Annotated in this window: 8 protein-coding genes; 7 read left to right on the top strand and 1 reads right to left on the bottom strand. The window is 33.8% G+C overall.

Going from position 1 to position 14793, the window contains the following annotated elements; translation table 11 throughout:
- Positions 1 to 286 precede the first annotated feature (286 nt).
- The 7 genes from CLU81_RS03355 to CLU81_RS03325 all read left to right on the top strand — a co-directional run bounded on the left by CLU81_RS03355 (position 287) and on the right by CLU81_RS03325 (position 12351).
- A complete protein-coding gene (locus CLU81_RS03355; RefSeq protein ID WP_099708535.1) occupies positions 287 to 2164 on the top strand; it encodes a sodium:solute symporter family protein in 1878 nt (625 codons plus the stop codon).
- 201 nt (positions 2165 to 2365) lie between these two features.
- Entirely contained in the window at positions 2366 to 3331 is a 966-nt protein-coding gene (locus tag CLU81_RS03350) for a glycoside hydrolase family 130 protein (RefSeq protein WP_099708534.1), read from the top strand.
- A 5-nt stretch (positions 3332 to 3336) separates the two neighbouring features.
- Positions 3337 to 4404: a carbohydrate-binding family 9-like protein gene (locus CLU81_RS03345; protein ID WP_099708533.1), complete on the top strand. Its 1068-nt coding sequence runs from the start codon at positions 3337 to 3339 to the stop codon at positions 4402 to 4404.
- Between the two features lie 6 nt (positions 4405 to 4410).
- Positions 4411 to 5490, top strand: a complete 1080-nt coding sequence (locus CLU81_RS03340) for a putative glycoside hydrolase (RefSeq protein ID WP_099708532.1) — start codon at positions 4411 to 4413, stop codon at positions 5488 to 5490.
- Positions 5491 to 5932: 442 nt separating this feature from the next.
- A complete protein-coding gene (locus CLU81_RS03335; protein ID WP_099708531.1) occupies positions 5933 to 8254 on the top strand; it encodes a family 20 glycosylhydrolase in 2322 nt (773 codons plus the stop codon).
- 358 nt (positions 8255 to 8612) lie between these two features.
- Entirely contained in the window at positions 8613 to 10097 is a 1485-nt protein-coding gene (locus CLU81_RS03330) for an alpha-L-fucosidase (RefSeq protein WP_099712651.1), read from the top strand.
- Positions 10098 to 10119: 22 nt separating this feature from the next.
- Complete coding sequence (locus CLU81_RS03325) at positions 10120 to 12351, top strand: GH92 family glycosyl hydrolase (protein WP_233209645.1); 2232 nt, start codon at positions 10120 to 10122, stop codon at positions 12349 to 12351.
- Between the two features lie 294 nt (positions 12352 to 12645).
- Here the strand turns inward: CLU81_RS03325 and CLU81_RS03320 are convergent, their stop codons facing one another.
- Positions 12646 to 14772: an alpha-L-fucosidase gene (locus CLU81_RS03320; RefSeq protein WP_099708529.1), complete on the bottom strand. Its 2127-nt coding sequence runs from the start codon at positions 14770 to 14772 to the stop codon at positions 12646 to 12648.
- Between the last annotated feature and the right edge of the window lie 21 nt (positions 14773 to 14793).

Genomic DNA, 14793 nt, shown 5'->3' with positions numbered 1-14793 from the left:
TCGACAAGATTTTTTAAGACCAAAAACAATTCTTGAAATTAATTTTCAAACAAATTAAGTTATGCTAACAAAAAAACAATATCAGATTATAAATAAGTTTTTCTTGAGAATTCTAAAATCAATATAGAATTTACTCATCATAAACCAAAAGCTTTTCATGAATATGCACTTGCAAAAAATATGAAAAGCATTTCGTTTTTATCGATTTTGACTTTGTTATTAACCAAAACAAAGTACCGAAAACAGAAATTACAATTTAACTAACCCAAAACAAATATTAAAATTAATGGATATCATTGACGTATCGATCATCGTAGCTTATATTCTGCTTTCAGTAGGAATAGGAATTTGGATTTCAAGAAAAGCATCAAAAGGATTAGATGATTATTTCCTTGGTGGAAAAACAATCAAATGGTATTTTTTAGGTTTGAGTAACGGATCAGGAATGTTTGATGTTTCAGGAACTTCCTGGATGATTGGAGTGCTGTTTTTGTATGGAGTAAAAAGTTTCATGTTTATGTGGCTTTGGCCTATTTGGAATCAGATTTTTGTAATGATGTTCCTGGCTGTCTGGATAAGAAGATCAAAAGTAATGACTGGTTCTGAATGGATTTTGACTCGTTTTGGAAACGACAGAGCCGGAAAAGCATCACATATTATAGTAGCAATTTTCGCCATTATTTCTACAATTGGTTTTATTGCCTATTTTTTTGAAGGAATCGGGAAATTTATAACCATCATTCTTCCTTGGGATTTAACTCTTCATTACGGAGATTTAATTTTATTGACATCAGAGCGATCTTATGCTTTGATAATCATATTTTTAACAACAATCTATACGGCTAAAGGAGGTATGTTTTCTGTTGTTGCTACAGAAGTTGTACAATATTTAATCATGATTATTGCCAGTGTTCTGATTGCTGGTTATGCATTTATAAATTATACCGATATTCAGATCAATTCTGTAATTACCGAAGAATGGAAAAATGTTTTCTTCGGATGGCAGTTTGAAACACAATGGAGTGAAAAGTTTCAAACATTTAATAATTTAATTGATTCCGAAGGTTACAAAATGTTTGGCGCTTTTATCGGAATGACATTGTTCAAAGGTTTCTTTGCTAGTGTTGCAGGCCCAACGCCAAGTTATGATTTGCAAAGAATTCTTTCTACAAAATCAGTAAAAGAAGCCGCATATATGAGTGGTTTTACCAACTTGATTTTGTTCATTCCCAGATATTTATTAATTACAGGAATTGTTGTAATTGCTTTGGTGAATATAGCACCGGAGCTTAATGCAAACACAGGTTTAACCGGAGCCGATTTGGAATTACTAATGCCAAAAGTGGTTAATTTATATCTTCCTGTTGGAATAAAAGGGCTTTTGCTTGCGGGTTTATTGGCGGCATTTATGTCCGGATTCTCCGCTTTTGTAAATGCAGGTCCGGCTTATATCGTAAATGATATTTATAAAAAATACTTCAAACCGGTTGCAACAAATGCACATTATATAAAAGTGAGTCAGATTTCATCTTTCGTAGTTGTTGGTTTAGGTGTTTTTATGGGATTCTTTGCAGACTCAATTAATTCCTTAACCTTATGGATTACAAGCGCTTTGTACGGAGGTTATGTGGCAGCCAATTTTCTAAAATGGATTTGGTGGAGATTTAACGGTTGGGGTTATTTCTGGGGAATGTTTGCCGGATTAATTGTCGCTTCATTACAATTTATTTTAGGACAAAATAAAGGTAATTTAACTGAGGGATCATTTTTATATGAGTTATCGCAAGTGCAGGCAATTTATCTGTTTCCGGTAATATTTGGTTTCTCGATTTTAGGATGTCTTTTAGGAACTTTCTTAAGTAAACCAACAGATATAGAAGTTTTAAAATCTTTTTATGCAAACGTAAGACCTTGGGGTTGGTGGAAACCAGTTTGTAAATTATTAAAAGCAGAAGATCAGACTTTCGAAAAAAATAATGATTTCTGGAAAGATATGCTAAACTGTGTGATTGGGATTGTATGGCAATCAAGTATGATTTTACTTCCTATATTCTTTGTAATCAGAGATTACCCAAAAGCAATTACTGCTTTAATTGTCTTTTTAGTGACAACAACAATATTGAAATTCACCTGGTTGGATAAAGTTAGAAGAATAGCAGATTAAGAAAAATAGTAAACACATAGAAACATAGATTTTTATGTTTAGAAAAGAAAAATTACAAAAGAAATGTTCCACACATAATTATATCTTTTGGACTGACTAAAACCGCTTTTTTAAATTTTAAAAACTATGTTTCTATGTGTTTATAATAATGGCGCAGTAATAACAAACAACAGAAAAAAATAATAAACAAAAAATATAAAAATGACTACAATTCCTTGGCAAGACAGACCAGAAAACAGTAACGATGTAATGTGGAGATATTCTGAAAATCCAATTATTGAAAGATATGCTATACCGTCATCAAATAGTATTTTTAACAGCGCAGTTGTTCCTTTTGGAGATGGATTTGCAGGTGTTTTTAGATGTGATAACAAAGCGGTTCAAATGAATATTTTTGCCGGTTTTAGTAAAAACGGTATCGATTGGGACATTAATCATGAGCCAATTGTAATGCAATCTGGTAATACTGATATGATCGAATCAGCTTATAAATATGATCCTCGTGTAGTTTTTATCGAAGATCGTTACTGGATTACATGGTGTAATGGTTATAATGGGCCAACAATTGGTATTGGTTATACTTTTGATTTTAAGGAATTTTTTCAATGCGAAAATGCCTTTTTACCATTCAATAGAAATGGAGTTTTGTTTCCACAGAAAATAAACGGAAAATACGCAATGTTAAGCCGTCCAAGTGATAATGGTCATACGCCTTTTGGAGATATTTGGATCAGTTATAGCCCGGATATGAAATATTGGGGAGAACATCGTCTAGTGATGAAACCAACTCCTTTTGAAGACAGTGCGTGGCAATGTACCAAAGTTGGAGCAGGGCCAATTCCAATTCTAACAGACGAAGGATGGTTGATGATTTATCACGGCGTTATTAATACTTGCAACGGGTTTCGTTACGCAATGGGTTCAGCGCTTTTAGAAGTAGATTCACCAGACAAAGTAAAATACAGAACACAACCTTATTTATTAGGGCCGGCTGAACTTTATGAAATGGTTGGAGATGTGCCAAACGTAGTTTTTCCGTGTGCTGCTTTGCATAGTATTGAAGAAGATAAATTAGCCGTTTATTATGGTGCTGCAGATACAGTTGTGGCTATAGCATTTGGAAAATTAAGTGAAGTAGTTCAGTTTACAAAAGATAATAGTTTATAGAAAAGATGAGTTTAAAATTTAAAGGATTAACAGTTGCTTTTGGATTACTTTCGATAATAGGATATTCGCAATCGAAAAATACGATTGTACCTAAAACTTATGTGGCGTCAAAAACTGTAACTCCAGTCGTAATTGACGGAGATCAATCTGATGCTGCCTGGAATAAAGCAGATTGGACCGATCTTTTTGAAGACATTGAAAATGGTGTGAAACCGAAATACGCAACCAAAGTGAAAATGCTTTGGGATGATACCAATTTCTATATATTGGCAAAACTGGAAGAATCACACGTTTGGGCAAATTTGAAACAACGTGATACCATTATTTTTTATAATAATGATTTTGAGGTTTTTGTAGATCCGGATAGCGATACTTTTAACTATTATGAATTAGAAATAAATTCCTTAAATACTGCCTGGGATTTATTTTTGTCAAAACCGTATAGAGAAGAAGACAAAGTTGTTTTAAATGATTGGAATATTCCAGGTTTAAAATCGGCTGTAAAAATCAACGGAACGCTTAATAATCCAAATGATACTGATGAAGGTTGGGTATTAGAAATGGCAATTCCGTGGGCATCTTATAAAACTTCTTATTTCGACCAGAATGTTCCCGTAGATAAATTCTGGAGAGTCAATTTTTCAAGAGTAAACTGGCAGCACGATATCAAAAATGGAAGTTACGAACGTAAAAAAGATGCCGAAGGAAAGTTTTTGCCCGAGTACAATTGGGTTTGGTCGCCAATGGGCGTAATCGATATGCATGAGCCTGAAAAATGGGGTTATGTTTATTTTTCTTCAAAAGAAGGAAAAGACAGTTTTACAATTCCACAGGATGAAAAAGTAAAATGGGAATTGTATTCGTTATACCGAGCTCAGAAAAAATATTTTGCAACACATAAAACGTGGGCAAAATCTCTTGCAGATCTTACAAATAAGTCAATTATTGTCGATGGTAAAATTTTAAAACCAATAGTAGAAAATCATGCAGCAGGATATAATATTTTAGTAAAAAGTCCTTTCTCTAATCAAACATTTATTATAAGGCAGGACGGCAAAATAACCTCAAAATAAACCACTATGAAACTACCAAAACTATTACTTCTTTTATGGGCATTTAGTATTTTTTCATGTGCCAAAAAAGAAGAACAAACCACTTTTAAATTTGGAGTCTGGACAACAGCCGACGCTAAAAAATCAGATGCAGATTATACAAAAGAATTCAAAAAATACAAAGACGGAGGAATTGATGAAGTATTAATAAATACAGGAACAGATCCAAAGCTTTTAAAAAGATTAGTGCCTTTAGCAACAAACGAAGGTCTAAAAGTGCACGCCTGGATTATGGCCATGAACAGACCCGGAGATTCAATTGCTTTACAGCATCCGGATTGGTATCAGGTGAGTAAAGAAGGAAAATCTTGTTTTGATAATCGGCCTTATGTAGATTATTACCAATGGTTGTGCCCAACAAGAAAAGAGTCCAGAAATCACGTTTTAGGTTTAGTTGAAGAATTGTCAAAAGTAGAAGGAATCGAAAGTGTTCATTTAGATTATATTCGTTTTCCGGACATCTTTTTACCAATAAGTCTATTGCCAAAATACAATTTAGTTCAGGACGTAGAATTGCCTCAATTCGACTTTTGTTATTGTGATGAATGTGTAAAAGCGTTCGAGAAAATCCATCATAAAAATCCAAAAACAAGCCACAATACTTCTATCGATATGGAGTGGAAAAACTTTAGATTAAATGCAATAAAAGCAGTTGTTGATGATGCTTACAAAATTGTACACAAACACAATAAGCAACTAACAGCAGCAGTATTTCCTTATCCTGAAATGGCAGATCATATGGTGCGTCAGCGTTGGGATAAATGGAATATTGATGAGGTATATCCAATGATTTATCACAGTTTTTATGATGAAGAAATTGACTGGGTTGGGTACGCTACAAAACAAGGTGTTACTGATTTAGAAGATAGAAAAACAAAAATCAATACGGGTATTTATGTTCCGGGATTAAAATCAGATAAAGAATTGAAAGAAGCTATTTTATTGGCAAAAGAAAATGGAGCTGTTGGAGTTTCTTTTTTTGACGGAAATGCATTGTCTGAAAGTAATTTTAAAACAATCAGAGAAACAAAAGCCAGCTTGAAATAAAGTAAATATCTCTAGTAATATTCAAATATCCATGGTATTGTTTATTACAGATAATTAATTCGGATTGAGAAAAAAGTAACTTTAGGGACTTAGAATATGAATCGTAATAATATTATGTTTCTGTTTGTTTTAGGTAAGCTATACTAATTAAGAGTTGAAATGTGCCGTTAGGCACTAAATATTGGTAGAAAATATAAATTGGAATAAATTTAGCGTGCCGTAGGTACGCAATAGTTATCATTTTGTTGCGTACCTACGGCACGCTAGCGAATTTTGAACGATATGACTACCAATATTTAGTGCCTAACGGCACAAATTACAGATCTAAAACTCTTGATAGGCATACGTTATATTTTATTACAGTTTTTTTCAATTTGATTTACTAAGAGAAAAAAGCTATCATTATCAATTTAAAATTATACCATTTTTAAAATAATAAAGAATGAGAATACTAAAACCGATCTTTATCGTGTTTTTTATGACCGTTTTAAGCAATGCTTACAGTCAAAAAATAAATACCGAAAAGGATATTCAACTAATTCCAAAACCAAAGCAATTAGTTATTAGACAAGGAAAATTTCAGTTTTCTAATGAAACTAAATTTGTTGTAAATGGTGATTCTCAAAAAGAAATTGCATCGGTTTTAATACACAAGTTTGAAACTGCTGCAGGATTTCGCCCTGAAATTTCAAGTAAGATTCCGAAAAAGAATTTTATCCAATTTAAAGTAGATGCAACTTTAAATAAAGAAGCTTACCTATTAGATGTAAATGAAAAAAACATCACAATTACGGCAAAAGGAAACGCAGGTTTTATTTACGGATTAGAAAGTATTCGACAATTACTTCCGGAAGCTATCGAAAGTAAAAGTATTATAACGAGTGCAAAATGGGAGATTCCAAATCTTACGATTACAGATGAACCTCGTTTTCAGTGGAGAGGATTAATGCTGGATTTGTCGCGTCATTTTTTTGATAAAAACTATGTAATCGAAACCATTGATCGTTTGGCAATGCTTAAAATGAATGTTTTGCATTTGCATTTGGTTGACGATCAAGGCTGGAGAATTGAGATTAAAAAATACCCAAAATTAACAGAAGTTGGTGCTTGGAGAGTCGATCAGGAAAATGCAGCCTGGAATGCAAGATTAGTTACAAATCCGGATGAAAAAGGAACCTACGGAGGCTTTTTGACTCAGGAAGAATTAAAGGAAATTGTAAAATACGCAGCAGCAAAAAATATAGAAATCATTCCCGAAATAGAAATGCCGGCACACGTGAGTTCTGCAATTGCTGCTTATCCTGAATTGGCTTGTTTTAATCAGAGAATCGGAGTTCCGTCAGGCGGATTATGGCCAATTACGGATATTTATTGCGCCGGAAAAGAAACTACTTTTGAGTTTTTGCAGAATGTAATAGATGAAGTCATTACAATTTTTCCATCAAAATACATTCATATTGGTGGCGACGAAGCAACCAAAACCAATTGGGATAAATGTCCGAATTGCCAAAAAAGAATGAAAGATAATGGCTTGAAAGACGCTCATGAATTGCAAAGCTATTTCGTAAAAAGAATGGAGAAATACATCAATTCTAAAGGCAAAAAAATAATTGGCTGGGACGAAATACTCGAAGGCGGTTTAGCTCCCGAAGCTACTGTAATGAGTTGGAGAGGAACAAAAGGAGGTACTGAAGCAGCAAAGCAAGGTCACGATGTAATTATGTCGCCGGAATCTCCGTGCTATTTTAATTTTTATCAAGGACCTCAAAACGAAGAACCTTTGGCTTTTGATGCTTATAATCCGTTAAATAAAGTTTATGAATTTGATCCTGTTGTAGACACAATGACGCCACAGGAAGCCGGTCACGTTTTAGGCGGACAGGCAAATTTATGGGCAGAACATATTACAAATCCAAAAGCTTCAGAGTATATGATTTTTCCAAGATTGGCCGCTTTATCTGAAGTTTTATGGAGTTCAAAAGAAAATCGAAATTGGAATAATTTTACATCAAGATTGCCTTCTTTATTGAAACGATATGATTATTTAGGAATCAATTATGCAAAAAGTGCTTATTTGGTTACGGCTTCAGCAGTTGCTGATTTAGACAAAAAAGTGATTAATGTTACGCTTAAAAATGAATTTCAAAATCCTGACATTCGTTACGTTTTAGGAGATAAAAGCATAGATCATCAAGCAATAAAATATGTGAATCCTATTCCGTTTAAAGAAACAACAGTTCTCAAAGCTTCTTTGTTTCAAAATGATAAACCAATTGGAAAAACATTCACAGATACGATCGTATTTCATAAAGGATTTGGCCATAAAGTAAATTATTTAACGCCATATAGTGAGAGTTATAAGGGAGATGGTCCTTTTGGAATGGTAAATACAATTAGAGGTTCTAAAAATTTTCATGATGGTCAATGGCAGGCGTGGTTGGTCAATGATATGGAAATTATTGTAGATCTTGAAAAAGTACAAAGTATAGAAAAAGTAACAATTGGAACTTTAGAAAGCCAAGGCGCCGGGATTTATTTTCCAACACAAATAAAAGTTTTAGTATCAAACGATAGTATTAATTATAAAGAAGTTGGAAAGATAATGCGTCCGTTTGCTGTTAATGTGAATTCGGAGTTGAAAGAATTTAAAATCAATTTTGAAAAACGAGATGTAAGATTTGTAAAAGTAATTGCAACTAACTTGAAAAAGAGCCCAAGAGGCGATAGTTCCTGGTTGTTTGTGGATGAGATTTTAGTGAATTAAACTCGTTGAGGAAACTTTGACAAAGCTTAAAATAAAAATAATTGTAATCTTGTCATTCTGATTTTTATGATAAAAACTAATTCTTGTTCATTTTAACGGATTAAAATTCGTAAATAATTCCTCGGACTTTTTTGAGGAGTTCCGGAGGAACAAAATATATTGTAGAGATGGATTTTAATACATCATTCGCAAAGTAACCACAATCTTGTCATCCCGAGGAACGACAAAAATGAGAATAATAACATTACATAGCTATGTGTGTTAATGTAAGTGAAACGACTTTTTTTCTAAGCTATGAGAACTATTTCTCTAAGTGTTAAAAAAAAAAATAAACCAAAACCAAAAAACAAGAGTAAATATGAAAAGAGGAATATTTATAATCGCAATTTTATTTTCAGTTCAAATATTTTCTCAGGCCATTTATGAAGATGAGCGCTATGTACCGGAAACGGATCCGTTAGTGCTGAAAAATCTGGAAGAATGGCAAGGTAAAAAGTTTGGTTTACTAATGCATTGGGGAACCTACAGCCAATGGGGAATTGTAGAATCGTGGTCAATTTGTCCAGAGGATTATGGATGGTGCGAACGTAAAAAAGGAAGTAATCCCGGAAACTATACTCAATATGTAAAGGAATACGAAGGCTTGAAAAAAACATTCAATCCAGTGAAATTTGATCCTGAAAAATGGGCAAAAGCAGCAAAAGCGGCTGGAATGAAATACATGGTTTTTACCACAAAACACCATGATGGATTTTCTATGTTCGATTCAAAATATACCAATTATAAAGTAACAGATAAAGAATGTGCTTTCAGTAATAATCCGAAAGCAAATATTGCAAAAGAAGTTTTTAATGCTTTTAGAAAAGAAAATTTATCTGTTGGAGCTTATTTTTCTAAACCAGATTGGCATAACGAAAATTATTGGGATCCTTATTTTCCTCCTTTTGACAGAAATGTAAATTATGACCCGTCATTATATCCTGAAAAGTGGCAGAAATATGTTGACTTTACACACAATCAGATTTTAGAATTATTGACTGATTACGGTAAAATAGATATTTTATGGTTAGATGGTGGATGGGTGAAAAAGAGAGATCAACAAAATATCGATGAAAATTATAAAGAGAAGTTTGCAGAAAATACTTCTAAAAACGGATTTATAAAACACAGAGTTGTAGATCAGGATGTAAAAATGGATGAGCTGGTTGTAAAAGCACGCCAAAAACAACCGGGATTAATTGTTGTCGACAGAGCAGTTCACGGAAAAAACCAGAACTATTTGACTCCTGAAAATCGTGTTCCTGAAAAAACATTGCCTTATCCGTGGGAGTCTTGTATTACTTCGGGCGGTGGATGGTCTTATACTCCTGATGCTAAATATTTAACAGGAAGAGAAGGTATTCACATGCTTATTGATGTAGTTGCAAAAGGCGGAAATCTACTACTGAATGTTGCGCCCAGTCCGGAAGGAGATTGGCAGCAAGGCGCTTATGATTTGTTGGCAGCTTACGGAGATTGGATGAAAGTAAACAGCACAGCAATTTATAATACAAAACCAATTGCTCCTTTTAAAGAGAATAATATCTGCATGACTCAAAACAGAGAAGGAAATGTATTTTTGTTTTATTTAGCTAAACAGGGAGAAGATAAAATTGCATCAGAGATTATTATAAAATCTATTACTCCTAAAAAAGGAACAAAAATTACGATGTTAGGTTCCAAAATACAATTGAAATGGACTAAATTTGCGGAAGGATTTAAAGTGATAATTCCGGAAAGTTTAAGGAATAATTTGCCATGTAAAGAAGCCTGGACTTTAAAAATTGACGCCATTATAAGATAGGAAATTAATTATGATTTTTAATATGAGAATAACATTACAAACAGCATGTATTTTTTGCATGCTGTTTTTTAGTATAACGGCTTTTGGGCAGCAGCCCGCAGATTTTGTGAATCCATTTATTGGGACTTCCAATTATGGAGCTACTTTTCCGGGGCCAATTGCACCAAGAGGAATGGCAAGTATTAGTCCGTTTAATGTTGCAGGACCTCAAAATCGGCCTTTAGAAAAAGACAGTCAGTGGTTGTCTAATCCTTATGTAAATGAAAATACATTTTTAACCGGATTTAGTCAGGTGAATTTAAGCGGTGTTGGCTGCCCTGATTTAGGTGTTATTTTGCTAATGCCAACGACGGGAGCGGTTGAAACCAATCATTTAAAATACGGTTCAACTTATTCTAATGAAGTTGCTAAAACAGCTTATTATAGTGTAGATATTGATAAATATAAGGTTAAGGGAGAATTTACAGCTTCGAAAAGAGTAGGAGTTAGCAAATTTACTTTCCCAAAAGGGCAATCTAATATTTTACTGAATCTTGGTTTAGGATTAACAAACGAAGAAGGAGCTATGGTAAAAGTAGTTTCCTCAACAGAAATAGAAGGTATGCGTTCTGTAGGTTCATTTTGTTATAATAGTCCTGAAGATGCTTATCCGGTTTATTTTGTGGCAAAATTTTCTAAACCGGCAGATCATTACGGAGTTTGGAAAAAAACATCAAAATACGAAGGTGTAGAAGCACAATGGATGGGTTACAACGGTAAAACCCGAATGATGAAAAGCACCGTTAAGACAGTCGTTGGAGATAGTATTGGAACTTATTTTACGTATCAGTTTAATAAAAAAGAAACAGTCGAAGTTAAAATTGGAGTTTCTTATGTGAGTATTGAAAATGCCCGTGAGAATTTAGAAAAAGAAACCGGAGATAAATCATTTGAAGCTGTTTATAAAGAAACTTATGACGAATGGAATAAGGAACTTTCTAAAATTTTGGTCGAAGGAGGTACAAAAGAGGATAAGACTATTTTTTATACTGCATTGTATCATACTTTAATTCATCCTAATACTTTAAATGATGTAAATGGTGAATATCCCAGAATAAAAAGAAGTAAAATTGGAAAAACCACAGACACGCGTTATACCGTGTTTTCTTTGTGGGATACGTATCGAAACATGCATCCGTTAACGTCTTTAGTTTATCCTAAGCAACAATCGGATATGATAAAAAGTATGTTGGAAATGTATGATGAAAACGGCTGGTTGCCAAAATGGGAATTAAATTCAACAGAAACATTTACAATGGTTGGAGATCCGGCAAGTATCGTTATAGTAGACGCCTGCTTAAAGGGAATTCAGGATTTTGATATTTACAAAGCTTACCATGCAATGTTAAAAGGTGCAGACCAAATTGAAGATAATCCGTTACGTCCGGGACTTAAAGAATATCTCGACAAAGGATATTTATCAACCAATTACCCGGGACCTGTTTCTACAACGTTGGAATATAATACTTCTGATTATGCGATTTCACTTTTAGCGAAAGCTTTAGGTGAAAAAGAAGACTATAAACGTTTTACTAAACGTTCTTTATCATACCGAAAATTATATGATAAAGATTTGAAATTACTTCGACCAAGAACTGCTATAGACAATTGGTATGAACCTTTTGATCCGATAGCAGGCGCTAATTTTCAGGCAAATGTTGGATTTATCGAAGGCAATGCGTGGCAATATGCTTTTATGGTGCCACATGATATCAGGGGATTGATAAAATTAATGGGTGGTGATAAACCGTTTTCAGATCAATTGCAAAAAGTTTTTGACATCAAACAATTTGATATGGCAAACGAGCCGGATATTGCCTATCCATATTTATTCAATTACGTAAAAGGAGAGGAGTGGAAGAGTCAGGAAATGGTAAAGAAATTAGTAAAAGAATATTTCAAAAATGAACCAAAAGGATTACCCGGAAATGATGACACAGGAACAATGTCGGCATGGCTGGTGTATTCGATGATGGGATTCTATCCAATATCGCCCGGAGATCCAATTTATACTATAACAACGCCAATGTTTGATAAAATAACGATTCAATTAGATTCAAGATATTATAAAAAAGAAAACATTATAATTGAACGAGAAATCAATACAGATGGAAAAATTAAAGAAATTCAGGTAAATGGAAAAGCTTTGAATAGTTTCTTTATCTCGCATGATGATTTTGTAAACGGAACAACATTAAAAGTGATTCAGGAATAAAGAGCACAATTACAATTAAAATTCGCTGGACAATGTCATTAAGTTAAATCGCAAAGATTTTTGTCATTTCGACGGAGGAGAAATCACACTAGAAACTCCGCCAGCATAATCGCCAATCTTTGTAGAGTTACACGTGTGATTTCTCCCTTTGGTCGAAATGACAAGATTGTGTTTAAGCTTTATGTTCAGTCCGTAAGTTTCGGAAATATCAGGTTAGAATTTAAACATAAAAAAGAGGACATTCGATAGGATGTCCTCTTTTTTATTTTAAGTCTTATAGGAAAGAAAACAGGCTTATTTTAAAGTTTTTACACCTAATTCTGCTATCGAAATATACTTTCCATCTACACTGGTTTTTCCAATAAATTTAATATATCTGGCTTTCGTTGATGCTTTTAATGTGATATTTTGCTCCACCGGATTACTTTTGATATTTGCAAATTCACCTGCAGCAACTGTTGTCCAGTTTATCTCATCGGTACTTACTTCCCATTGGTAATTTTTTACAATTCCACCAGTTCCCATTTGACGAGGCAAATATGATAAAGACGTGATTTCTATTTCTTGCCCCATATCAATAACTATAAATTGAGGTAAAGGCGTTAATGAAGTGTTATCAGTGGTACTCCAGAAAGTTTCGGTATTTTCATCAATAACATTCGATGATTCTTCTTTCTCCGGATTTTCAAAAGAAGTGCTAACTATTTTCCAGTCTTTTTTGCAAATATTAAAGGATTGAATTGAAGTTTCGCCGGATTTCATATCGGTCCCAAAAGATTTGGCTTTGATATTACCTGAAGACAAAAATGAAAATATACCTTCATAAATTGGAGATTTCTCGGTTGGTTCCGTTCCGTCGATTGTATAATGAATTTGATTTACCGTTGTTTCAGTTGTGATAGAAATGTTTCCGTCTTTGTCTCTTTTAATTTTTGGAATTGGTAATTGTTCCGACTCTCTAAAAACACCAATATCGCTTAAAGCAATAGAAACCGGAGATTCTTTAATTAGAATTCTCAATTTTGAAGTTGTAACGTAATTTGGTAAACGTACCAATCTGTTAGCGCCAATACTTGTAGCTTCGCCTATTTTTTTCCAAATTCCATTGTTAAAAGCATCAATTTCTATTTTTTCAATGCGTTGCCCTAACTTGATATTTTCTCTTAGACGAATGATATTAAATGTTTGTTCTTTTTTCCATTCTAAAAGTAGCCACGCTTTTTTTACATCATCATTTGTTGCCCAGTAAGAATAACGATCGTTATCAGTCAGATTCTTTGTTCCGAAAAATATTTGATTTTCACCACGAATCTCCGAAGCAGTAATTACAGCCGATTGTGCAAGATTATCAGCAAATAATTTCTTTAGGAAATCGCCAAAATCTTTCAAAGCCTTAACATCATTTTGATGTAATAAACCGTCTGTATTTGGTGAAATTCCGATATCCATCGCAGCGCCTCTTCCAACAGATTTACAGTAAATTTCGAATAACTCTGAAACTGATTTTACGTTATTGTCTTCATTAGCATGATAAAACCAGCCATTTCTAAGCGGTACATCGCATTCTGCAGGTTTCCAGAATTTACCGTTTCGTGTTCCGCCCTGAGCTTTATCCGAGTCGGTTTCTCCGGGAACTGCTACTGTTTTTCCTGCGATTGGTTCCGGTGTAAAAGTTTCCCAAGAAGTTTCATTTGCAAAACCTCTTTCATTTCCTACCCAGCGTACATCTCCATTATCAGCAAAAATAACGGCTCCGGGTTGCAGTTCACGAGATATTCCCCAGGTTTTATCCCATCCATAATAAGTAGATCTGTCGATGTTTCTTTTCTCATTTTTACCACCATAATAGCCATCGCCACCATTTGCACCATCAAACCAGGTAATGAATAAATCCCCATAATTAGAGTATAATTCCCTTAACTGATTTCTATATTTCTCTACATATTCAGGTTTTCCATAATCTTCATTATTTCGATCCCAAGGCGAACAATAAAGTCCAAATTTCATTCCTGCTTTGCGCGCTGCAATTTCAAATTCTTTTACCATATCACCGTTTCCATCTCGAAAAGGACTTTTGCTAATGTTATAAGAAGTTGTTTTGGTTGGCCACAAACAAAATCCATCGTGGTGTTTGGCAACAAAAATTACACCCTTAAAACCGCCGTCTTTGGCAGCATTCACAATTTGACTTGCATCAAATTTTGCAGGATTAAAGATTTTAGGATCGGCATCACCATATCCCCATTCTTTATTTTGAAAAGTTGTTGGCGTAAAATGTACCAAAACATATTGTTCCAATTCCTGCCAACGCAATTGCGATTCGGTTGGCAATGCTCCATAAGGATCTGGTGGACCAATTCTCTGCGCCGTCACGGACAAGAAGGCAAAACATCCCAAAATTGTTAATAATTGCTTTTTCATTTTTCTTGTTTTAATATCTTC

Source organism: Flavobacterium sp. 9 (assembly GCF_002754195.1).
GTDB lineage: Bacteria > Bacteroidota > Bacteroidia > Flavobacteriales > Flavobacteriaceae > Flavobacterium.
This window is presented reverse-complemented; position numbering and strand designations above follow the sequence as displayed.

Excerpts from the sequence above, each read along its gene's own strand:
- CLU81_RS03355 (WP_099708535.1), top strand. The coding sequence starts at position 287 with ATGGATATCATTGACGTATCGATCATCGTAGCTTATATTCTGCTTTCA.
- CLU81_RS03350 (WP_099708534.1), top strand. The coding sequence starts at position 2,366 with ATGACTACAATTCCTTGGCAAGACAGACCAGAAAACAGTAACGATGTA.
- CLU81_RS03345 (WP_099708533.1), top strand. The coding sequence starts at position 3,337 with ATGAGTTTAAAATTTAAAGGATTAACAGTTGCTTTTGGATTACTTTCG.
- CLU81_RS03340 (WP_099708532.1), top strand. The coding sequence starts at position 4,411 with ATGAAACTACCAAAACTATTACTTCTTTTATGGGCATTTAGTATTTTT.
- CLU81_RS03335 (WP_099708531.1), top strand. The coding sequence starts at position 5,933 with ATGAGAATACTAAAACCGATCTTTATCGTGTTTTTTATGACCGTTTTA.
- CLU81_RS03330 (WP_099712651.1), top strand. The coding sequence starts at position 8,613 with ATGAAAAGAGGAATATTTATAATCGCAATTTTATTTTCAGTTCAAATA.
- CLU81_RS03325 (WP_233209645.1), top strand. The coding sequence starts at position 10,120 with ATGAGAATAACATTACAAACAGCATGTATTTTTTGCATGCTGTTTTTT.
- CLU81_RS03320 (WP_099708529.1), bottom strand. The coding sequence starts at position 14,772 with ATGAAAAAGCAATTATTAACAATTTTGGGATGTTTTGCCTTCTTGTCC.